Consider the following 20,578-nt stretch of genomic DNA (forward strand, 5'->3'; position numbering starts at 1 on the left):
CCGCGTCCGACGTGGCCGAAGACCCGTCGGAGCGGATGGCCAGGGCACGGGCCGGTCCGTGCCTCCCGCCCGACGCAGTCGACCCGCCCGAGACCCCGATGACGCCACGTTTCCGCCCCGCGCCTGCCGGCTTCACGCTGATCGAACTGATGATCGCGCTGGCGGTGCTCGCCATCCTGACGGCGGTCGCGCTGCCGTCCTACAACAGCTACATCCGGCGCGCCAAGGTGCCCGCCGGGCTCGACGCGCTGTCGGCCTTCGCCACGCGCATGGAGCAGCGCTACCAGGACGTCGGCAACTACGGCACCGACGACTGCGCCATCGCGAACCCGACCAACATCGCGAACTTCGCCGTCAGCTGCGAGCTGACCGACGGCGGCCAGGGCTTCACCGCCACGGCCACCGGCAGCGGCCCGGTGTCGGACTACGTCTTCACGATCGACGAAAGCGGCGCGCGCACGACGACCTACAAGAGCAACTCCCTGAACTGCTGGAGCACCAAGGGCACGGTATGCGACACCTGAGGCAGCGCGGCCTGACGCTGATCGAGCTGATGGTCGCACTGGCCATCGGGGTGCTGCTGCTGTTCGCGGCGGCACCGCAGTTCGGCGACATGGTGGCCAACTCGCGCCTGCGCGAGGCCGGCAACGTGCTCTACACCCAGGCGCTGTTCGCGCAGAGCGAGGCGCTCAAGCGCAACGGCACGGTGCGGCTGTCCATCGACGGCGGCACGATCGAGGTCATCGACCGCAGCAGCGGCGCCGACACGACGCTGCGCACCATCGAGCTGGGCGGCGGCGTCACGGCCAGCGCGGCGGCGACCCTCGACTTCGGCAGCAGCGGCATGCTCGGCGCCGATGCCTCGGTCAACCTGTCGATGCCGGGCCAGACCTGTTCGTCGGACCTGCGCTGCCCCGGGCTGCGGGTCGAAGGCGGTGGAGCGATAAGACTATGCGGCGACCGCACCGGAACCTGCTGATGGCCCCCCGCGCACGCGCACGTCGGCGGCTGGCCGGCTTCGGCCTGTTCGACGCGCTGATCGCGCTGGTCATCCTGTCGGTCGGCCTGCTCGGGCTGACGCGGCTGCAGGCGCGCTCGCTGAGCTACGGCACCGAGGCCGACCAGCGCGTGCGCGCGGTGCAGCTCGGCAGCGAGCTGCTGGGCACGGCGATGATCGACGCGGCCAACGCCGCCTGCTACACGCTGCCGGCCAGCGGCACCTGCGGCAGCGATTCGGCCAGCGACTACGCCGAGGATTTCGAGACCCGCGTCGGCCAGGCGCTGCCCGACGGCACGGTCTCGGTCAGCTACAACGCCGGCACGCGCCGGATGACGCTCGTCATCACCTGGACCGCCAAGGGCCAGCGCGAAGACGGCGCCCAGACCGAGGACGACGACGAGAGCACCCGCCGGATGGAGGCCAGCACCTATGTCTGAGCACGCCCGCCGTGCCCAGCGCGGCTTGTCGATCATCGAGGTGCTGGTCGGCATGGTCATCGCGCTGATCATCAGCCTGGCCGCCGCCGGCAGCGCCAAGATGTTCGGCGCCGCGCAGCGCCAGGGCATCAGCGTCGGCGGCGTGAGCGTCGGCGCGGCGACGGCGATCTCGGCGATCAAGAACGAGGCCTCGTCGGCCGGCCTGGGCTTCTTCGGCACGCGCGACGACCAGAACCGCTCGCTGTTCTCCTGCCACCGCATGAACCTGACGCTGGGCGGCACGGTGCGCTCCGACGCCGCGTCGTTCGTGCCGGTGCGCATCGGCACCTCGGGGGCCAACAACAGCCTCGACGTCGTCTACGCGACGAGCATCGACGGCGGCGCCGACGTGCTGCTGTCGGGCAGTGCCGACGCCTCCAGCGCGCAGACGATGTCGCGCCTGCCGGTGGCCAACGGCCAGCTGGTGATGCTGGTGCCGGGCACCGCATCCGGCTCGTCGCAGCCCTGCCTGGTGCGCACCGTGACGAGCTCCGTCGCCGCCACCGACGACACGCCGCAGACGATCAACTTCGGCGCCACCGGCGTCTACAACCAGGGCACGTTCTCCAACACGCCGAGCTTCGACGAGGAGGACAAGGACCGCGTCGTGCTGCTCGGCACGCTGCGCTGGAGCCGCTTTGCCGTGAACGGCACGACGCTGGTGCGCACCGAGCCGCTGACCGGGACCTCGGCGACGCTGCTGCGCAACGTGATGTCCTTCCGCGTCCAGTACGGCGTCTCCACCAACGGCGTGCTCAACGACCTGAGCTGGCAGGACGCCACCGGCACCCCCTGGGGCAACGTCTCCGGCGACGACGTCAACCGCATCCGGGCGCTGCGCATCGGCCTGGTGACACGCTCGCTGCAGCGCGAACGCCCCGACGCCTCCGGCACCTGCCAGGCCAGCACCGAGAAGCCCCGCGACCCGCTGGACGCGGCCGTCGAGGTCGAGCCCGACGTCGCCGCGCCCGACGACTGGCGCTGCTACCGCTACCGCAGCGAACTGGTGGTCGTGCCGCTGCGCAACCTGGTGTGGTGACGACGATGAGGCTGCGAACCCTGAAGCGGCGGGCCGAACGCGGGGTGACGATGCTGCTGGTGCTGATCCTGCTGACCGTGATGCTGCTCGGCGGCCTGGCGCTGGCGCGCATGGTCGAGGTGGGCACGCTGTCCGGCGGCAACGTCGCCTACCGCGAAGCGGCGCTGCAGGCCAGCGAGGTCGGCGTCAACACCGCCTTTGCCGCCGTCAACGCGCTGACCAACGAGAACAGCGCGGCGGGCTCTTGGTACTCGCCGGTCGAGCTGGCCAAGGACAACAACGGCCTGCCCAGCACGGTCAACTGGTCCAACAACGCGATCCCGGCGATCACGGTGGGCACGATGACGGTGCAGTACGTCGCCGAGCGCGCCTGCACGGTGGCCAACGTGACGTATCCGTTGCGCCAGTGCCTGGTCAAGCAGATCCCGCAGCCCAAGAGCCAGAAGGCCGGCCCCGAACCGCCGGACCCGCCGCATTCCAAGCAGTTCCGCATCACCGTGCGCGTGACGAACCAGAAGGGCACCGAGACCTTCGTCCAGGCCCTTGTCACCAGGGAAGGCAGCTGAGCCATGAAGACCGCATTCCAGATCGGCGCGTGCTCGTTCGCACTGGCCGCGTTGCTCACCGGGCCCGCCTCGTCGGCGACGAACATCGCCGACCTGCCGCTGAAGACCTCGGTGCTGGCCAAGCCCAACGTCATCTTCGCGATGGACGACTCGGGCTCGATGGACTGGGAGGTGCTGCTCGACACCAGCTCGGGCCTGTTCTGGTGGAACGGCAGCACCGGCTGGAACTCGAGCACCGGCAAGCCGGTGAGCACCAACAACTCCTACGTGCCGTACGCCTACCTGATGCCGGTCGGCACGGCCAGCGGCGGGCAGATCTACGGCACCAACAGCAGCTACGGCCAGGCCTTGCCGCCGACGCTGCAGTTCGCCTGGCTGCGCTCCAAGCACTTCAACCCGATCTACTACGACAGCAACACGACCTACAAGCCCTGGGCGCCGGCCTACGTCTCGGGGGCGACGAAGAGCTTCTCGAACGCCAGCGCGTCGGCGGCGCTGTCGCATCCGCTGTACTCGACGGGACCGAAGCTGGCGCTGAACACGCAGTGGGACAGCGGCAACTCGAAGTTCAGCAACAACGGCTACATGTTCTACATGCAGGCCGGCATGAAGGTCCCGGTGGGCGCGTACGTCCCGGCCGAGCGAAGCAACCGCGACGTCTGCAGCGGCTCGACCTGGCGCACGCTGACCGCCGAGCTGACGGTGCCGTCGGGGTCGACCTGCTGGGCGGCGATCCCGTACTACCCGGCGACCTTCTGGCACGCGGAGGACTGCACCGTCGACGGCACGAGCTGCATCACCGGTCCCGACGGCACGACCAAGCTGAAGCGGTACGAGATCAAGAGCGGCAACACCTTCCCGTCCGGGCGGACCTATGACGCGGAGATGCAGAACTTCGCCAACTGGTTCAGCTACTACCGCAAGCGCAAGCTGATGCTCGGCGGCTCGATGGGCCAGGTGCTCGAGAACCTGACCGGGCTGCGGCTGGGCGTCGTGCCGTTCAACGCCAACAACACGGTGACGATGTACGACACCGACGGCACCTCGGCCAGCAGCAACGCGATGCGCGTGATGGGCCAGTTCTACGGCAACGCGATGTCGGCCGAGGGCACGCCGACGCACGCGACGGTGAAGTACATCGGCGGTGAGTACAACACCAACACCAGCATCATCCAGTACGCCTGCCAGCGCAACAACACCTTCGTCGTCACCGACGGCTTCTCGAACACGACCAGCATCTCGGTGCCGACCTACGACTCGAGCACCTACGGCGGCTCGGCGCCGTACACGACGATCCCCACCGGCTCGCTGGCCGACCTGGCGCTGTACCAGTACACCAAGCGGCTGCGCACCGACCTCACCGCCGGCCGCGTGCCGGCCAGCACCTCGACCGAGGCCAACGCCGACCGCAACCCCGACCTGCACATCAACACCTACGCGATCTCGCTGGGCGTGCGCGGCTCGCTGTGGCCGAACACCGAAGACCCCTTCGTGACCGCCCCGACCTGGACGACGCCGACGGCCGACAACCCGTCGATGATCGACGACCAGTGGCACGCCACGATCAACGGCCGCGGCAAGATGTTCCTGGCGACGAGCCCGACCGAGACCGCCACCAGCATCAAGGCCATCCTGGACGACATCATCAGCCAGGTCGGCGCGCAGAGCGCGGTCGCGGTCAGCACCGTCAACCTGACGCGCGGCGACGGTTTCGCCTACCTCGGCACCTACAACCCCTCGGGCTGGTCCGGCGACCTGACGGCCAACGCGATCGACCGTTCCACCGGCGACATCAGCGCCACGCCGACCTGGTCGGCTGCCACGCTGCTGGCGGCGCGCAACTACACGACGCGCCAGATCGCGACCGACGGCGGCAGCGGCGGCGTCGCCTTCACCAGCACCAATGTCGGCAGCCTCGTCGACCCGGACAGCAGCTACGGCGACGGCGCGGCGCTGTTCAACTACCTGCGCGGCGACCGCTCGCTCGAAGGCACGACCTACCGCCGGCGCACCAGCCTGATCGGCGCCGTGATCAACGCCGAGCCGGTGATCAGCAACACCGACAGCGTCGCCTACCTGGCCTCCAGCGAAGGCATGCTGCACGCCATCGACATCGCCAGCGGCACCGACCGCGGCCAGGAGCTGTGGGCCTTCGTGCCGCATGCGGCGCTGTCGACGATCGGCGCGGCCTCGCAGCGCGGCTACAACTTCGGCACCCACCTGGACGGCACGCCGGTCATCGGCAAGACCGGCAGCTCGTCAAGGCTGCTCGTCGCCGGCATGGGCGCCGCCGGCCGCGCCTACTACGCGCTGGACGTCAGCACGCCGCGCACCAACACCGAGAGCAACGCCGCGAGCTGGGTGAAGTGGCGCTTCCCCGGCGCCAGCACCTCCAGCTACGCGAGCAAGGTCGGCCAGACGCTGGGCAAGCCGGTGATCGTCAAGGTCGCCGACGACACCTACCGCGTGCTGGTGACCTCGGGCTACAACGCCACCGCCGACGGCTACGGCCGCCTGTTCGTGCTCGACCCTGCCGACGGCAGCGTGCTCAAGGAGTACGTCACGACCGCCGGGAGCGCGGACGCCGAGGCCGGCCTGGCCCACGTGTCGGGCTATCTCGAGCAGGACAACACCGTGCGCTACGTCTACGGCGGCGACCTGCTGGGCAACGTCTGGCGCTTCGACCTGTCGCTGGAGCCGAACGCCGACGGCGCGGTGCACAAGGTCGCCACGCTGCTGCGCTCGAACGGCGACGCGCAGCCGGTGACGGCAGCGCCCGAGCTCGCGCGCATCGGCACCCAGCGCGTGGTGCTCGTCGGCACCGGGCGCCTGCTGGACGTCGACGACTTCGGCCGCCCCGCGGTCCAGACCTTCTACGCGATCGCCGACGGCGCGACGATCACCGCGCCGCGCAGCACGCTGGTCCAGCGCACCTACACGCGCGACGGCACCAACGGCACCATCTCCGGCAACGACCTCGACTGGACCACCCAGCGCGGCTGGTACCTCGACCTGCCGGCCGGCGAGCAGGCCAACACCGAGCCGGCGATCGCCTACGGCGCGATCGCGTTCACGACCAACGTCATCGGCGCCACCGACTGCAGCGCCTCGTCGTGGATGTACGTGCTGGACTTCAAGACCGGCAAGGTCTACGAACACGCGGCCTTCGTCTCGACGCAGATCTCGTCGGTGGCGACGTCGTCGGGCGTGCGTGCGGTGCTCACCGACACCGGCGACATGCGCGGCCTGATCCAGACCGGTGATGGCCAGTCGCAGAACAAGCTGATCGGCTCCAACCCGCCGATCCCGGCGGCCAAGAACTCGTGGCGGGAGATCCGCCGCCAGTGAGCCCGCCAGGGCCTGCGCTCAGGCGCTGACGTCGTCCCGGCCACCCTCGAGGTGGCCGGCGTCGTTCCAGCCCACCAGCGCCAGCGCGCCGTCGGCGTGCAGCAGCCGGTTGATGCTGGCATTGCCCAGCATCCAGGTGCGCGGCGCGTCCAGCGCGATGCGCGTGGCGGCGCGGTACAGGCAGTCGAGCACGCCGCCGTGTGCCACCAGGGCCACGGTCTGGCCCGGATGGCGGGCGGCGATCGCCAGCGCCGCCGCGACGGCCCGGCCGTAGAAATCGGCCAGGCGCTCGCCGCCTTCGGCGCCCCAGTCCGGGTCGCGCCGGCGCCAGCGCAGCGCATCCTCGGGCCAGCGCTGCTGGATCTCGGCGAAGGTGAGGCCCTCGAAGCGGCCGAAGCCGCGCTCGCGCAGGCCGGGCTCCGGGTGCACCGGCAGGCCGGTGGCGCGGCTGATCGCCGCCGCGGTGTCGGCCGCACGCGCCAGATCGCTGCTGTAGATCGCCTGCAGGCCCTCGTCGAGCAGCGCCGCGGCAGCGCGGCCGGCCTGCCAGCGGCCGACACCGTTCAGGCCGATGTCGAGCTGGCCCTGGATGCGCTGGCCGACGTTCCAGTCGGTCTCGCCGTGGCGCAGCACGACGAGGCGGGTCGCCTCGTTCATGCGCCGGGCCCGGCGGCGGTGCCGCCCGCCGTCACGGCAGCAGGCGCCGGTTCAGCGTGTAGGTGCCCGAGAACGTGGCCTCGCCGCAGGTGTGGCCGGCCAGCGCGCGGCGCACCTGGGGGCCGGTGAAGTCGCCGTCGACCGGCAGGCGCTCGAGCGTCACGGCGTACAGCGTGAAGACGTAGTGGTGCACCAGCGAGTCGTTGAACGGGGGGAACGGGCCGTCGTAGCCGTAGTAGCGGCCGTCGAACCGGGCGTCGCCGGCGAACCAGCCGGTGTAGTCGTTGAGCCCCTGGCGCGCGCCGTTGGGCAGGCCGGGCCCGGGTTTGCCGCGGGCGGTGAAACCGCGGCTGTACTCGCCTTCGGCGATCACCGCCGGCCGCGGCGGCAGGTCGACGAGCACCCAGTGGAAGAAGTCCACACGATCGAGGTCGGCGGGGATCTCGCGGTCGGGCTGGTTGACGTCGTCGCCGCGGCTGGGCACGTCGAAGTCGTGGCAGATCAGCACCAGCGAACGCGCCTGCGCGGGCAGGTCGCTCCAGGCCAGGTGCGGGTTGAGGTTCTCGCCGAAGCCGACCTGGCCCGCCTCGTCCAGGCGTCCGGCGGCGTAACGCGCCGGAATGCGGTCACCGTTGGTCCAGCTGTCGCTCCACAGTTTCATTGCTCTTTCCTCTTGGTTGCGGTGCACCGCACCACGCCAGCCGGTTCAGACGCCCCAGACGACCGGCTCGTCGGCCTCGTGTGCGCGCCGCAGCATCTGGATCATCGGCCAGACGCGGCTGCGCAGCGAGACCTGGCGCGCGATGCGCGCGGCCTCCAGCTCGTCGCCGGCGCCGGCTTCACGCCGGGCCTCGTCGTCCTCGGCGGCGGCCGCCTCGAGCGCGGCGATCGCGGCCGGCATCGCCGCCGGCTCGATGATGCCCTGGGCCGCCGGCTCGCGGCCGAGCAGGCGCAGCACGCGGTCGCCGTGCGGCCCGAGCATGATCAGGTCGCCGGTGGCCTGGCTCTTGAACTTGTAGATCATCCGACGCGGTACCGAGGCTGGCGGTTGAACGGAGGCACCGATTGTGCTCCGCGCCGGGCCGAACGGACGGCCGGACGGCCGCTCAGCGCACGAGACGGATGTGGCGGCCGCCAGCCGTCGGCATCGGCCGCGGGCGCGGCGGCGGAAGGTGGCGGTCGAAAGCCGTGGCGTCCATCGCCGGGGCGTAGAGAAAGCCCTGGAAGGCGTCGCAGCCGAGCTCGGCGAGGAAACGGCGCTGGGCCTCGTTCTCCACGCCCTCGGCGATGACCCGCTTGCCCAGCGCCTGGGCCAGCTGCGTGATCGCCCGCACCAGGCCGACGTCGGTGTCGTCGTCGGGCAGGCCGGCGACGAAGCTGCGGTCGATCTTCAGCCGCCCGATCGGCACGCGCTTGAGCGAGCCCAGGCAGGAGTAGCCGGTGCCGAAGTCGTCCAGCGACAGCTGCACGCCCAGGCGCTGGAGCGCCTGCAGCCGCTCCAGCGCCTCGTCGGCCTTGTCGACGAGGATGGACTCGGTCAGCTCCAGCTCCAGCAGGTGCGCCGGCAGGCCGCTGACGGCCAGCACGTCGGCCACCTGCGAGACGAAGTCCGGCTGGCGGAACTGCAGCGCCGAGACGTTGATCGCCACCGTCAGCGAACGCCCGGCCTCGTGCCACAGCGCCGCCTGGCGCACCGCCTGCGACAGCACCCAGTTGCCCAGCGTGACGATGAAGCCGCTGTCCTCGGCCACCGGGATGAAGGCCGCCGGCGCGATCTCGCCCAGCTGCGGGTCGCGCCAGCGCAGCAGCGCCTCGGCGCCGCAGACGGCGCCGTCGCGGAAGCGGATCTGCGGCTGGTAGTGCAGGCGGAAGTGGCCCTCCTTCAACGCCTCGCGCATCGCGTGCACCAGGCGCACGTGTGAATGGGCCTCGCCGCCGGGCACCGGCTCGGCGAACCGGTAGCCGGCACGGCCGGCCGCCTTGGCGCTGCGCACCGCGGCCTCGGCCTGGCGCACCAGGTCGTCCAGCGCGTGGCCGTCCTGCGGGCACAGCGCGATGCCGATGCTGCAGGTCAGCGAGAACGGCGTGCCCTCGGCCTCGAAGGGCTGGCCGTTGACGATGTTGAGCACACGCAGCACCGCCTTCTGGGCGCTGGCGCGGTCGGCGTCCTGCAGCAGCACGGCGAAGTTGTCGCCGCCGATGCGCGCCAGCACGTCCTGCGAACGCAGCACCGCGCCGATGCGCTCGCCGACCTCGCAGAGCACGCGGTTGGCCACCTGCTGGCCGAAGCTGTCGTTGACGCGGCGGAAATGGTCCAGGTCGACGACCAGCAGCGCGAACGACTGCTGCTCGCGGCGCCAGCGCGCGGCCGCGTCGCTCACCTTCTCGGCCAGCAGCGCGCGGTTGGGCAGCCGGGTCAGCGCGTCGTGCGAGGACAGCGCCTCCGACAGCGCACGCACCTTGACCAGCTCGGTGAGGTCGGAGAACGAGTAGACACGCCCCTGCGGCCCGGCGCGGCCCCACAGCGGGCGCGTCACGCGCTGCACGGTCTGGCCCTCGACGAGCTCGAGCCGCTCGGTCGACGACAGCAGCGGTGCGGCCAGCAGCGCGGCCAGCCGGCGCTCGTAGCCGTCGGCGTCGAGCGCACGGCGGCGCATCCAGTCGTGGATGCCGGCGCTGTCGCGCGCTTCCAGCATCTCGTCGGGCACGCCCCAGATCTGCGCGAAGCGGCGGTTGAAGGCACGCACGCGGCCGTCCAGGTCGGTGACAAGGATGCCGTCGCCAGTGGACTCCAGCGTGGCCTGCAGCTCGGCGACGACGGCTTCGCGTTCGTCTTCGGCGCGCTGCTCGCCGCTGCGGTCGCGCAGCGTGACCAGCGCGTGCGTCGGCACGCCGGCGGCACCGCCGGGCAGCGGCTGCACGTGGCGCTCGACGTGCAGCATGCCGCCGCCGGCCGTGCACAGCAGGCTGTCGGAGCGCAGCGACGCGAAGCGCCCGGTGGCGATGTCGGCCCAGTACGCGAGGTCTTCCGGCGTCGCCAGCCAGTGCGTCACGCGGCGGCCGACGAGTTCGCCGCGCCCGGCCTGCAGCAGCCGTCCGGCCTCGGGGTTGGCGGCGACGACGGTCTGCCCGGCGAGCTCGACGATGCAGCCGGCCAGCGGCAGGCTGTCGAGAAGCGGCGTCCAGGCAGCGATCAGGTTCACGCCCCGATCTCCGCGTCGAGCGCCTCGACCTCGGAGACGGTCGGCGCGGGCTCGAAGAAGTAGGTCAGGCGGTGACGCGGCGCGAGGTACTCCAGCGCCTCGCGGGGCAGCTTGGCCGGGCTCAGGCTGCGGCGGATGCCGATCTCGGGCTCGGTCTCCAGGTCCAGGAACAGCGCCTCGTCGCGGGCGATGCGCGCGTCGTGCACCAGCAGCCGCGGCCGCAGCGGGCGCGAGGAGTTGACGCTGACGACCATCGCGTAGCGCTCGTCGGTCAGCTGCACCACCGAGCCGGCCGGATACACGCCCATCATCTTGATGAAGGCGTTGAGGATCGCCGGGTCGTACTTGGTGCGCGACTGGGCGAACAGGATCGACAAGGCCTCGTGCGGCGTCAGCGCGCGCGCCAGCAGCGCCGGGTTGCACAGGTTGTCGTAGCGGTTGACCAGCGACACGATGCGCGCGCCGGTGGCCATGCGCTCGACGCTCAGGCGCATCGGGAAACCCGAGCCGTCGGCGTTCTCGTGGTGCTGGGCCAGCACCAGCAGCGCCGCCGGAGTCAGCGCCATGCGCCGGCCCTGGGCGACGCCGCGCGCGACGTGGTCGCGGTAGGCGTTGAGCTCGACGCTGGTGAAGCCGTCGTCGAGGTGGTGCAGGCGGTCGGGGATGTCGATCTTGCCGACGTCGTGCATCAGCGCGCCGACGCCCAGATCCAGCATCTCGTCGCGCTGCAGGCCGAAGCAGCGGCCGAGCAGCAGCGAGATCACCGCGACGTTGAGCGCATGCGCCGTCGCGCGGTCACCCGCGCCGGTGCTCAGCAGGCGGATGCACATCTCGCCGTCGATCAGCATCTTGTCGAGCAGCGCGCCGGTCAGCGACTCGGTCGCGGTGCGTGCCTGCTCCGGGCGCTGCGGCACCGCGTCCATCGCGTCGCGCCAGGCGCGGCCGGCCTCGAGGTACTGGCGCTCGCACTGCTGGGCGGCGGCGCGCTGCGCGGCCAGCGCCTCGCGGCGGCGGCGCGCCTCGCGCTGCTCGGGCGTCTCGAACGGCGCCTCGGCACGCTCCTCGGCGGCCACGGGGGCCGGCGCCTCCTCGCCCTCCAGCACGCTGCGCTCGGGCACCCAGCGCAGCCGCTTCAGGCCGAGCGAGCGGATCGTCGCGATCTGCTCGGGCGAGCTGATGCGGAAGCTCGACAGCGGGAACGGATGCGACATCCACCCCAGATCGAGGTGGACGTACATGCCGACCCGCAGGTCATGGACGGCGATCGTTTGCGACATCGGTGGGTGACAAAGCCGGTTGCGCCGTGCCGTGGCGGGCACGACGGGCGGTATCGACACCATTTCGGCAGCCGCCAGCCGGACTTGAACGAAGAATGCCACGCTGCGTGACACGCTCACGGTCCCGGCGCTGCGCCCGGGAAGAGGCTCTGATTTATCACAATCCGGCATGGCCTGAGCGAGGTCAAACTGGCCGCCAGACCATCGGAGCGGGCCGGCCAAAAGCGGGCCTGTGGAGCCATGAGCGTTGTCGAGATCCTGAAAGCCCTGCTGCCCGACCTGGAATCGCAGCACGAACGCGACGAACACTACCTGGAGGCGGCCGAAGACGACGCCGACCTCGAGCGCCGCCTGCACGAGATCGAGGACCGCGGCCGCAACGTGCCGGCCCAGGCGATCACGCTGGGGCTGTACGAGCGCTGATCAGGACAGCCAGGTCGACACCGCCGCGGCGAGTGCCGCCGGGTCGGTGATCGCGACGAAGGCCAGCCCGGCGACCGCGCCGCCCAGGTGCGCGTCGTGGTTGACGCGGCCGAAGTCCTGGCGCGAAGCCCAGATCGTGTACGCCAGATAGCCCAGCGCGAACAGCGGCGCGGGCAGCGGCACCGGCAGCGGGAAGACGTAGAGCGAGCCGCTCGGGAAGTACAGGATCGAGGCGAACAGCACCGCCAGCACGGCGCCCGAGGCGCCGAGCGTGCGGTAGGCCGGCTCGCGCCGGTGCTGCAGCCAGGTGCCGAAGGCGCTGGCGACGATGCCCACCGCGTACAGCGTGGCGAACGCGCCGCTGCCGATGCGCCGCTCCAGCATGAACGCGAACGCCCAGAAGGTGAACGTGTTGAACAGCAGGTGCGGCCAGTCGGCGTGCAGGAAGGCCGAGCTGACGACCGTGCCCCACTGGCCGCGGCGTGTCACCCAGAACGGGCGGAACAGCCCGCGTTCGAGCCAGTCCTCGCGCCACTTCAGCGCCACCGCGCTGGCGACGACGATGACGAGCAGCAGCAGCGTCGCGACCGGGGCGCCGAACATCGTGCCGGCGCTCAATCCCAGGGCGCGTCCGTGCTGGCCGTCGCGGCGGCCGGGGCACCGGGCGCCACCGCGGGCACCGGCAGCGGCGCCGGCGCGGCGTCGCCGCGCTCCTGCCAGCCGCCCAGCGCCTCGGCCAGGTCGGCGATCAGTTGCGACAGCTCGCCGGTGACCAGCGCGACGTCGCCGTCGAAGTCGCGGCCTTCACGTTGCGCCTGGGCCTCGGCCTGCTCGAGCACGCCGTCGAGCAGCTTGATGCGCTTGATGGCCATCGATTCCGCGAGCACGAAGGACACCCGGCCCTGCCAGGTCAGCGCCAGCTGCGTCGGCAGCTTGCCGGCGCGGATGTGCTCGCCGATCTCGTCGAGTTCCAGCGTGTGGCGCGCGTAGCGCACCGCGGCCTTCTCGCTGTCGGGCTGCTTCAGTTCACAGTCGCGGTCGATCGTGAAGCCGGCCGGCGCTTCCTTGTCGGCCAGCCAGGCGGCCATCGCGGTGGCCGGCGCGAGCTGGGTCTGCGCCAGCCCGAGGCGGAACCCCCCGCCCATCAGCTCGACGAGGCGGGTGACGATGGCGTCGGCCTTCTTCGCGCCGGTGACGCCGAGCACGACGAGCCCGGCCTTCGGCGCGATCCAGACCATGGTCGCCGAGCGCTTGGGGAAGGCGCGCGGCAGCAGCTCGCGCACGATCTCCTCCTTCAGCTCCTTGGCGCGTTTGCCCTTGGGGCGGCGGCCGGTCTCCTGCTCGATGGCGTCGAGCCGGCGTTCGAGTTCGTCCTTGACGACGCCGCCCGGCACGGCCTTGGTCTCGGCACGCAGCTTCAGGATGATCTGGCCGCCGACGCTCTCGGCCAGCGCGCCGTGGTTCTCGCCGCGCGGCTCGACGAAGCCCGAGGACTCGGGGTCGGTGGCGCCGCAGGGCAGGAAGCGGGCGCCGGCCAGACGGTCCTCGATCTCGGCGAGATCGGGCGCGTCCCAGTGTTCGATGCGGTAGACGAGGGCGTTCTTGAACATGCGGCGGGAGAGGGGAGTCGGTCCCCGGCGGGCGGGGAAACGGTCGAATCTAGCAGGTCGGGCGACCGCGCCGCACGTCGGCGGGTCGCCGGGATAATCGCCCGGCGCCGCCGTGGCGCCCCGCCGACCGCCGAAGTGACGCCCGTCCCCGACCTCCCGCCGCCGCTGCCCGATCTCCAGGTTCCGATGCTCGACGCCGCCGTGCCGCGGCGCGGCCGCGCGCTGATGCTGCAGGGCACCGCGTCCGACGTCGGCAAGAGCCTGCTCGTCGCCGGCCTGTGCCGCGCCTACGCGCGCCGCGGCCTCGCCGTGCGCCCGTTCAAGGCGCAGAACATGAGCAACAACGCGGCGGTCAGCGCCGACTCCGACCTGCCGCCCAACGCCGACGGCAGCCTGCCGCGCGGCGAGATCGGCCGCGCCCAGGCGCTGCAGGCGCGCGCCTGCGGCGTGCCGCCGTCGATCCACCACAACCCGGTGCTGCTGAAGCCCCAGTTCGGCGTCGGCTCGCAGGTCGTGCTGCGCGGGCGCGCGCTGGGCAACTGGCCGGCGCGCCACTATCACAACCTCAAGCCGCTGCTGATGCCGGCGGTGATGGACAGCTACCGCCGCGTCGCCGCCGAGGCGGATCTCGTGATCGTCGAAGGCGCCGGCGCCGGCACCGAGGTCTACCTGCGCCACTGCGACATCACCAACATGCGCCTGGCCGAGGACGCCGACCTGCCGGTGGTGCTGGTCACCGACAACGACCGCGGTGGCGCCATCGCCGCCGTCGTCGGCACCCACGTGCTGCACACGCCGGCCGAACGCGCGCGCATCGTCGGCTACGTCGTCAACAAGTTCCGCGGCCACTTCTCGCTCTACGAACCGGCCTGCCGCGTGATGAGCGAACACACCGGCTGGCCGCTGCTGGGCGTCGTCGAGTGGTTCGACGCCGCGACACGCCTGCCGGCCGAGGACGCGCTGGCGCTGGAGCGTGCGCTGCCCGGCGGCAGCGCCGGCGTGAAGATCGTCGTGCCGCAGCTCGGCCGCACCGCCAACTTCGACGACCTCGACCCGCTGGCCGCCGAGCCCGGCGTCGCGCTGCACTGGCTGCTGCCCGGCGAGGCGCTGCCGGCCGACACCGACCTCGTGCTGCTGCCCGGCTCCAAGACGACGCGGGCCGACCTCGAGACGCTGCACCGCGAAGGCTGGGCCACCGACATCCTGGCCCACGTGCGCCGCGGCGGGCGGGTCGTCGGCCTGTGCGCCGGCTTCCAGATGCTGGGCCGCGTCGTGCGCGACCCCGACGGCCTCGAAGGCGCGCCCGGCGAGACGCCCGGCCTGGGCCTGCTCGACGTCGAGACCGTCATCACGCCCGACAAGCGCCTCGTCGAGGTCGACCGCCTGGACCGCGCCAGCGGCTGCCGCGTGCGCGGCTACGAGATGCACATGGGCCGCACCGCCGGCGACGGCCTGGCGCGCCCCTGGCTGCAGCTGGACGATGGCGCTGGCGGCACCACGCCCGAAGGCGCGGTCTCGGCCGACGGCCGCGTGATGGGCAGCTACGTGCACGGCCTGTTCGCCGCCGACGCTTTCCGCCGCCACTTCCTCGAACGCATCGGCGCCCAGCGTTCGGCGCTGGACTACGAGGCCCAGGTCGAGGCGACGCTCAACGCGCTGGCCGATCACGTCGAACGCGCGCTGGATCTGGACGCGCTGCTGGCGCTGGCGCGATGAACGACGCGCTGCCGTTCGACCCGGCGCCGGCCGTGCCGCGGCGCGCGCGACGGCTGATGGTGCAGGGCACCGGCTCGGACGTGGGAAAAAGCCTGCTCGTCGCCGGGCTGGCGCGCGCCTATGCACGCCGCGGCCTGGTGGTGCAGCCGTTCAAGGCGCAGAACATGAGCAACAACGCCGCCGTCGCCGGCGAGGCCGAAGGCGGCGGCAGCGGCGAGATCGGCCGCGCCCAGGCGCTGCAGGCGCGCGCCGCCGGCGTGCCGCGGTCGGTGCACCAGAACCCGGTGCTGCTCAAACCCGACAGCGACGTCGACGCCCAGGTCGTGCTGCGCGGGCGCGTGCTCGGGCGCTGGCCGGCGGCGGGTTACCAGGCGCTGAAACCGCGGCTGCTGCCGGCGGTGCTCGACAGCCTGGAGCGGCTGTCGCAGCAGGCCGATCTGGTGCTGATCGAAGGCGCCGGCTGCGGCGCCGAGGCTTATCTCAGGCCGCAGGACATCAGCAACATGGGCCTGGCCGAAGCCGCCGACCTGCCGGTGCTGCTGCTCGGTGACGAGTCGCGCGGCGGCGTCACGGCTGCAGCGATCGGGCACCACACGCTGTGGTCGGCGAGCGAACGTGCGCGGGTGGCCGGCGTGCTGGTCAACAAGTTCCGCGGCGACCCGGCGGTGTTCGCACCGGCCGCGGCGCAGATCGAGGCCGCCACCGGCTGGCCGGTGCGCGGCCTGGTGCGCTGGTTCGACGGTGCCGCGCGGCTGCCGCAGGAAGATTCGCTGGCGCTGGACGCCGCGGCCCGCCGCCGCGGCGGCGGCGGCCTCGTCGTCGCCGTGCTGCGCACGCCGCGCCTGGCCAACGCCGACGACCTGGACCCGCTGGCCGCCGAGCCCGGCGTCACGCTGCGCTGGGTGCAGCCGGGCGAGCCGATTCCGCGCGAGGCGCAGGTCGTCGTCATCGCCGGCTCCAAGTCGACACGCGCCGACCTCGCCTTCGTGCACGCCCAGGGCTGGACGCACGACCTGCACGCCCACGTGCGCCACGGCGGCCACGTCGTCGGCCTGTGCGCCGGCTTGCAGATGCTGGGCCACGTGGTGCACGACCCCGAGGGCCTGGAAGGCGAACCCGGCTCGACGCCCGGGCTGGGGCTGCTGGACCTGGAGACGACGATCACGCCGGCCAAGCGCCTGCTCGACGTCGACGCGCTGGACACCGCCAGCGGCGAGCGCGTGCGCGGCTACGAGATGCACATGGGCCGCAGCGAGGGCGCGGCGCTGTCACGCCCCTGGCTGCGGCTGGACGGCCGCGCCGAAGGCGCACAGTCGGCCGACGGCCGGGTCGCCGGCAGCTATCTGCACGGCCTGTTCGCCGCCGACGGCTGGCGCCGGCGCTGGCTGGCGGCCTTGGGCGTCACCGGCGGCGTCGACTACGACGCCCGTGTCGAGGCCCTGCTCGACGCCTACGCGGCCCAGCTCGAAGCCGACCTCGATCTGGACGCGCTGCTGGCGCTGGCGCGCTGAATCAGGCGCCGGTCGTCTCGTCGGGCAGCGCGTCTTCGGGCTGCTGCGGGTAGCGCCGCGTCTGCGGCAGGCCGCGCCAGTGCACCGGGCGCTCCAGCCACTTCTGGATGAAGTTCCAGGACTGGCGGTAGCCGTCGTGCGGCAGCGTGCAGGCCGAGCAGTCCTTGCGCTTGACGCCATTGGCGCTGACGAAGACCTGGTAGTTGCCGGGGCACTCCAGCGCGCTCAGCGGGCAGTAGCAGAACAGGCAGTTGAACTCGCGCTTGACACCCGGGTGGCAGGGGTAGAACGGGCAGTCGCTGTTCGTGAAGCCCTTGTAGGCTTCGTTGGTCGTCGTGTCCTTGGGCTGCATCGCGCGGGCTCCGTCGTGGAACGTCATGCTAACCAGCACCGCGCCGCCTTGCCTGACAAGGGGCTCGTATGATCGCCGGCCCTTGCCCGACGCCAGAACCTTGCATCCCGGACACGAACTGATCCTCGGCGGCCAGCGCAGCGGCAAGACGCGCCGCGCCGAGCAACTGGCCGCAGACTGGCTGGCCACGCCGGGCCACGAGGCCGTCATCGTCGCCACCGCCACCGTCAGCGACGACGAGATGCGCAGGCGCATCGAGCGCCACCGCGCCGACCGCGCCGCGACGCTGGCGCGCGCCGGCTGCATCGAGGAGCCGCTGGCGCTGGCGGCGGTGATCGCCGCGCACTCGGCGCCGCAGCGGATGCTGGTCATCGACTGCCTGACGCTGTGGCTGACCAATTCGCTGTGGCCGACGATCGTCGGCCTGGACGCGCCGGCGCTGGACGACGCCGGTTTCGACGCCGCCTGCCGCGAGCTGTGCACGGCGCTGCGCGCCGCGCCCGGCCCGGTGGTGCTGGTCAGCAACGAGACCGGCCTGGGCCCGGTGCCGGCCGACGCCGCGACACGGCGCTGGCTCGACGCCTTGGGCCAGTTGCACCAGGCGGTGGCCGCGAGCTGTGCGCGTGTGACCCTGGTCGTCGCCGGTCAGGCGCTGGCCGTCAAGCGCTGACGGCCGGGCGCCCGCTCAGATCCGGAAGACCTCGACCGCCTCGCGCAGGCGGCGCGCCTGTTCCTTCAGGCTCTCGGCGGCGGCGCCGGACTCCTCGACGAGCGCGGCATTCTGCTGCGTCGCGCGGTCGAGTTCGGCGACCGCCTTGTTGACCTCGCCGATGCCGGTGGACTGCTCGTGCGCGGCGCCGGTGATCTCGGAGATCGTCGTCGACACGCGCGCCACGCTCTGCTCCAGCGCGGCCATCGCGTCGCCGGCGCTGGTCACCAGCGCGCTGCCGGCGTCGACCCGTTCGACCGACTCCTGGATCAGCGACTTGATCTCCTTGGCCGCCTGGGCGCTGCGCTGCGCCAGCGTGCGCACCTCGCCGGCCACGACCGCGAAACCGCGCCCCTGCTCGCCGGCGCGCGCCGCCTCGACGGCGGCGTTCAGCGCCAGGATGTTGGTCTGGAAGGCGATGCCGTCGATGACATTGATGATCTCGGTGATGCGGCGCGAGCTGTCGTTGATCGCGCCCATCGTCTCGACGACCTTGCCGACGGCCTGGCTGCCGCTGACCGCCGACGACGCCGCCTGCTCGGACAGGTCATGCGCCTGACGCGCCGACTGGGCGGTGCTCTGCACCGTGCCGGTCAGCTCCTCCATCGCCGAGGCCGTCTGCTGCAGGTTGGACGCGGTCTGCTCGGTGCGCGCCGACAGGTCGGCGCTGCCGACGGCGATCTGCGAGGAGGCCGTGGAGATGCTGTCGATCGAACCGCGCACGCTGGCGATCGTCGAGCGCAGCGACTTGACGGTGGCGTCGAGCTCGGCCAGCAGGCTGTCCGGATGGGCGGCGTGCACGGCCACCGTCAGGTCGCCGGCGGCGACGGCCTTCATCGCCGCCATCGCCTGTTCGGGCTCGCCGCCGATCTGGCGCAGCACGACACGCGCGATCCAGAAGCCCGCGGCACCGAGCAGCAGGATCAGCGAGCCGGCCAGCGCCAGCGCCTTCAGCGCCGCGGCACGCACCTGCGCCGCGATGCCGTCCATGTACAGCCCCGAGCCGACCATCCAGTCCCAGCCCGGCACACGCTGCACGTACTGCAGCTTGGCCTGCGGCACGGTCTCGCCGGGCTTGGGGAACATCACCTCGACGAAGGTCCTGCCGTCGGGGCTGGCCTTGAGGCTGGCGATCATCGCGCCGATGACGTCGACGCCGTTGGCGTCGAGCACCTTGCCGACCATGCGCTGGCCGGCCCATTCCGGCTTGCTCGGCACGAGCACGTTCACCGAGTCCAGCGTCCAGATGTAGAAGTAGTCCTTGCCGTCGGGGCCGAAACGCGAGTCGCGCAGCGCGTCGACGGCCGCCTTCTGGGCTTCGTCGACGCTCATCTTGCCGGCCTCGGCCTTGGCCCGGTAGGCGTCGACGATGGTGTAGGCCGACTGCACCGCCGCCACCAGCTCGCCCCGCCGCCCCTCGATCAACTGGTTGCGCAGCTGCCAGAACGACAGCGCCGACAGCAGGCCCATGCCGGCGACGGCGAGCACGATCAGGCCGACGATCTTCGAGCGGAATGACGAGAAGGGATTCAACGCGGGCTCCTGCAATGCGGGTCGAGCCGCGCCAGCGCGCGACGGAAACTGCGTTCAAGTTCGGCATCGCCCCCGATCTTCTTGAGGCCGCCCGGCGCCGACCGCGGGGAAAAGAGTGAATTCGCTGGCATTCCGCCCGCGATCGGAGCGCCCACGCGGGCTGTCGGCCGGCCTTACAGAAGTTCCGCGTTGGCCACACGCCCGCTCATAACTCATTGACTGACAAAGGGTTGTGACACTGGCCCGCACTTTGCAGACGCCCGGGTTGCCCGGCACGAGCCGGATCTGGACCACACCACACCTGAGAAAGGTCAAGATGAACACGAGTCTCCGAACCCTGGCGCTCGCGGCAGCGGCAGGTCTGGCGATGGCGTCCGCCGGTGCCGCGACCGTCACGATCCCGCAGTCGGCGCTGAACGCCTCGCCGGGCGTCTACACCCCGGGCGGCTACTACACCGATGCCCTCGGCGCCAACATCGTCACCACCGGCGGCGGCAGCGCGGCCAACGTCGGCCAGGCCGACGGCCGCAACGACGACGGCTTCATGCAGCTGAACCTGGGCTTCGACTTCAGCTTCTTCGGCACGACGTACAACAGCCTGTACATCAACAACAACGGCAACGTCAGCTTCGGCGGCGGCATCTCGGCCTACGTCCCGAGCGGGCCGACCGGGGCCAACGCGCCGGTGATCTCGCCGTACTTCGGCGACGTCGACACGCGCGGCGAGAACTCCGGCGTCGTGCACTACAAGCTCTCGGCCAACGAGCTGGTGGTCACCTGGGACAACGTCGGCCGCTTCGCCGGCAGAGACGACCTGCTGAACTCGTTCCAGCTCGTGCTGCGCTCGGACGCGTTCGCGGTCCCCGTCGGCGAAGGCAAGATCGGCTTCTTCTACGAGCAGATGCTCTGGGAAGTCACCGACACCAGCCAGGTCGCGGCGGTGGGCTTCGGCGACGGCCAGGGCAACGCCGAGGTGCTGCAGGGCTCGACGCAGGCCGGCCTGTTCCGGGCGCTGAACAACAAGTACATCTGGTTCGACGCCAACCTCGACGTCGTCGACCCCAACGACGTGCCGGAGCCGACGACGCTGGCGCTGGCGCTGGCGGCGCTGGGCGCCGCGGGCTTCTCGGCGCGCCGCCGCAAGAGCTGAACGGCGCA

General features: G+C 71.7%; 20 protein-coding genes. 11 read left to right on the top strand and 9 right to left on the bottom strand.

All coding sequences use genetic code 11. The features are described 5' to 3' along the window. Positions 1-98 precede the first annotated feature (98 nt). Genes G5B56_RS12700 through G5B56_RS12725 form a run of 6 tightly spaced genes read left to right on the top strand, consistent with a single transcriptional unit; the run spans position 99 to position 6,429 of the window. Entirely contained in the window at positions 99-524 is a 426-nt protein-coding gene (locus tag G5B56_RS12700) for a type IV pilin protein (RefSeq protein ID WP_009858470.1), read from the top strand. After that, positions 512-979: a GspH/FimT family pseudopilin gene (locus G5B56_RS12705; RefSeq protein ID WP_164963435.1), complete on the top strand. Its 468-nt coding sequence runs from the start codon at positions 512-514 to the stop codon at positions 977-979. Before G5B56_RS12700 ends, G5B56_RS12705 begins: the two co-directional genes overlap by 13 nt. Beyond that, entirely contained in the window at positions 979-1,437 is a 459-nt protein-coding gene (locus G5B56_RS12710; protein ID WP_240920808.1) for a pilus assembly protein PilV, read from the top strand. Before G5B56_RS12705 ends, G5B56_RS12710 begins: the two co-directional genes overlap by 1 nt. Beyond that, complete coding sequence (locus tag G5B56_RS12715) at positions 1,430-2,515, top strand: PilW family protein (protein ID WP_164963437.1); 1,086 nt, start codon at positions 1,430-1,432, stop codon at positions 2,513-2,515. The genes G5B56_RS12710 and G5B56_RS12715 overlap by 8 nt, the downstream gene beginning before the upstream one ends. A gap of 5 nt (positions 2,516-2,520) precedes the next feature. Then, on the top strand, positions 2,521-3,081 hold the full coding sequence (locus G5B56_RS12720; RefSeq protein WP_081467643.1) for a hypothetical protein: 561 nt from the start codon (positions 2,521-2,523) through the stop codon (positions 3,079-3,081). A gap of 3 nt (positions 3,082-3,084) precedes the next feature. Further along, positions 3,085-6,429, top strand: a complete 3,345-nt coding sequence (locus tag G5B56_RS12725) for a pilus assembly protein (RefSeq protein WP_164963438.1) — start codon at positions 3,085-3,087, stop codon at positions 6,427-6,429. Between the two features lie 18 nt (positions 6,430-6,447). On the opposite strand, the gene G5B56_RS12730 is transcribed toward G5B56_RS12725, so the two are convergent. The 5 genes from G5B56_RS12730 to G5B56_RS12750 all read right to left on the bottom strand — a co-directional run bounded on the left by G5B56_RS12730 (position 6,448) and on the right by G5B56_RS12750 (position 11,566). After that, entirely contained in the window at positions 6,448-7,086 is a 639-nt protein-coding gene (locus G5B56_RS12730; protein WP_009858476.1) for a histidine phosphatase family protein, read from the bottom strand. A 31-nt stretch (positions 7,087-7,117) separates the two neighbouring features. Beyond that, entirely contained in the window at positions 7,118-7,747 is a 630-nt protein-coding gene (locus G5B56_RS12735) for a YbhB/YbcL family Raf kinase inhibitor-like protein (RefSeq protein ID WP_009858477.1), read from the bottom strand. Between the two features lie 45 nt (positions 7,748-7,792). Then, positions 7,793-8,110 carry a DUF1840 domain-containing protein gene (locus G5B56_RS12740; protein ID WP_009858478.1) on the bottom strand — a complete coding sequence of 106 codons (318 nt, stop codon included), beginning with the start codon at positions 8,108-8,110 and terminating at the stop codon, positions 7,793-7,795. A gap of 82 nt (positions 8,111-8,192) precedes the next feature. Continuing rightward, complete coding sequence (locus G5B56_RS12745; protein ID WP_164963439.1) at positions 8,193-10,289, bottom strand: bifunctional diguanylate cyclase/phosphodiesterase; 2,097 nt, start codon at positions 10,287-10,289, stop codon at positions 8,193-8,195. After that, entirely contained in the window at positions 10,286-11,566 is a 1,281-nt protein-coding gene (locus tag G5B56_RS12750; RefSeq protein ID WP_164963440.1) for an HD-GYP domain-containing protein, read from the bottom strand. The genes G5B56_RS12745 and G5B56_RS12750 overlap by 4 nt, the downstream gene beginning before the upstream one ends. Before the next feature lie 240 nt (positions 11,567-11,806). On the opposite strand from G5B56_RS12750, the gene G5B56_RS12755 reads away from it, so the two are divergent. Continuing rightward, positions 11,807-11,989, top strand: a complete 183-nt coding sequence (locus G5B56_RS12755) for a DUF3563 family protein (protein ID WP_009858481.1) — start codon at positions 11,807-11,809, stop codon at positions 11,987-11,989. Here G5B56_RS12755 and G5B56_RS12760 read toward each other — a convergent pair whose 3' ends face one another. Both G5B56_RS12760 and G5B56_RS12765 read right to left on the bottom strand, forming a co-directional pair. Then, a complete protein-coding gene (locus tag G5B56_RS12760) occupies positions 11,990-12,592 on the bottom strand; it encodes a rhomboid family intramembrane serine protease (RefSeq protein ID WP_009858482.1) in 603 nt (200 codons plus the stop codon). Positions 12,593-12,603: 11 nt separating this feature from the next. Next, positions 12,604-13,599 carry a recombination-associated protein RdgC gene (locus tag G5B56_RS12765; protein WP_009858483.1) on the bottom strand — a complete coding sequence of 332 codons (996 nt, stop codon included), beginning with the start codon at positions 13,597-13,599 and terminating at the stop codon, positions 12,604-12,606. A 186-nt stretch (positions 13,600-13,785) separates the two neighbouring features. Between G5B56_RS12765 and G5B56_RS12770 the strand changes: the two genes are divergently transcribed. Together G5B56_RS12770 and G5B56_RS12775 are read left to right on the top strand one after the other, a co-directional pair. Then, positions 13,786-15,315: a cobyric acid synthase gene (locus G5B56_RS12770; RefSeq protein WP_164963441.1), complete on the top strand. Its 1,530-nt coding sequence runs from the start codon at positions 13,786-13,788 to the stop codon at positions 15,313-15,315. Then, a complete protein-coding gene (locus G5B56_RS12775; RefSeq protein WP_164963442.1) occupies positions 15,312-16,826 on the top strand; it encodes a cobyric acid synthase in 1,515 nt (504 codons plus the stop codon). The genes G5B56_RS12770 and G5B56_RS12775 overlap by 4 nt, the downstream gene beginning before the upstream one ends. 1 nt (position 16,827) lies before the next feature. Here the strand turns inward: G5B56_RS12775 and G5B56_RS12780 are convergent, their stop codons facing one another. Beyond that, entirely contained in the window at positions 16,828-17,205 is a 378-nt protein-coding gene (locus G5B56_RS12780) for a cysteine-rich small domain-containing protein (RefSeq protein ID WP_237704896.1), read from the bottom strand. 73 nt (positions 17,206-17,278) lie between these two features. Here G5B56_RS12780 and G5B56_RS12785 point away from each other — a divergent pair, with 73 nt between their 5' ends. Beyond that, positions 17,279-17,848: a bifunctional adenosylcobinamide kinase/adenosylcobinamide-phosphate guanylyltransferase gene (locus G5B56_RS12785; RefSeq protein ID WP_240920809.1), complete on the top strand. Its 570-nt coding sequence runs from the start codon at positions 17,279-17,281 to the stop codon at positions 17,846-17,848. A gap of 15 nt (positions 17,849-17,863) precedes the next feature. Here G5B56_RS12785 and G5B56_RS12790 read toward each other — a convergent pair whose 3' ends face one another. After that, positions 17,864-19,420: a methyl-accepting chemotaxis protein gene (locus G5B56_RS12790; RefSeq protein WP_164963444.1), complete on the bottom strand. Its 1,557-nt coding sequence runs from the start codon at positions 19,418-19,420 to the stop codon at positions 17,864-17,866. Between the two features lie 316 nt (positions 19,421-19,736). On the opposite strand from G5B56_RS12790, the gene G5B56_RS12795 reads away from it, so the two are divergent. Continuing rightward, positions 19,737-20,570, top strand: coding sequence for a nidogen-like domain-containing protein (locus tag G5B56_RS12795; RefSeq protein ID WP_029718859.1), 834 nt, complete (start codon positions 19,737-19,739; stop codon positions 20,568-20,570). Positions 20,571-20,578: the final 8 nt, after the last annotated feature.

Origin of the sequence: Rubrivivax sp. JA1026, assembly GCF_011065555.1 — a bacterium.
Classification (GTDB): Bacteria; Pseudomonadota; Gammaproteobacteria; order Burkholderiales; family Burkholderiaceae_C; genus Rubrivivax; species Rubrivivax benzoatilyticus.

Bases quoted from the DNA above. Each gene is read 5' to 3' on its own strand.
- G5B56_RS12775 (WP_164963442.1), top strand. From the start codon at position 15,312: ATGAACGACGCGCTGCCGTTCGACCCGGCGCCGGCCGTGCCGCGGCGC.
- G5B56_RS12735 (WP_009858477.1), bottom strand. From the start codon at position 7,747: ATGAAACTGTGGAGCGACAGCTGGACCAACGGTGACCGCATTCCGGCG.
- G5B56_RS12740 (WP_009858478.1), bottom strand. From the start codon at position 8,110: ATGATCTACAAGTTCAAGAGCCAGGCCACCGGCGACCTGATCATGCTC.
- G5B56_RS12755 (WP_009858481.1), top strand. From the start codon at position 11,807: ATGAGCGTTGTCGAGATCCTGAAAGCCCTGCTGCCCGACCTGGAATCG.
- G5B56_RS12715 (WP_164963437.1), top strand. From the start codon at position 1,430: ATGTCTGAGCACGCCCGCCGTGCCCAGCGCGGCTTGTCGATCATCGAG.
- G5B56_RS12795 (WP_029718859.1), top strand. From the start codon at position 19,737: ATGAACACGAGTCTCCGAACCCTGGCGCTCGCGGCAGCGGCAGGTCTG.
- G5B56_RS12725 (WP_164963438.1), top strand. From the start codon at position 3,085: ATGAAGACCGCATTCCAGATCGGCGCGTGCTCGTTCGCACTGGCCGCG.
- G5B56_RS12780 (WP_237704896.1), bottom strand. From the start codon at position 17,205: ATGACGTTCCACGACGGAGCCCGCGCGATGCAGCCCAAGGACACGACG.
- G5B56_RS12705 (WP_164963435.1), top strand. From the start codon at position 512: ATGCGACACCTGAGGCAGCGCGGCCTGACGCTGATCGAGCTGATGGTC.
- G5B56_RS12710 (WP_240920808.1), top strand. From the start codon at position 979: ATGGCCCCCCGCGCACGCGCACGTCGGCGGCTGGCCGGCTTCGGCCTG.
- G5B56_RS12760 (WP_009858482.1), bottom strand. From the start codon at position 12,592: ATGTTCGGCGCCCCGGTCGCGACGCTGCTGCTGCTCGTCATCGTCGTC.
- G5B56_RS12750 (WP_164963440.1), bottom strand. From the start codon at position 11,566: ATGTCGCAAACGATCGCCGTCCATGACCTGCGGGTCGGCATGTACGTC.
- G5B56_RS12730 (WP_009858476.1), bottom strand. From the start codon at position 7,086: ATGAACGAGGCGACCCGCCTCGTCGTGCTGCGCCACGGCGAGACCGAC.
- G5B56_RS12770 (WP_164963441.1), top strand. From the start codon at position 13,786: ATGCTCGACGCCGCCGTGCCGCGGCGCGGCCGCGCGCTGATGCTGCAG.
- G5B56_RS12700 (WP_009858470.1), top strand. From the start codon at position 99: ATGACGCCACGTTTCCGCCCCGCGCCTGCCGGCTTCACGCTGATCGAA.
- G5B56_RS12720 (WP_081467643.1), top strand. From the start codon at position 2,521: ATGAGGCTGCGAACCCTGAAGCGGCGGGCCGAACGCGGGGTGACGATG.
- G5B56_RS12765 (WP_009858483.1), bottom strand. From the start codon at position 13,599: ATGTTCAAGAACGCCCTCGTCTACCGCATCGAACACTGGGACGCGCCC.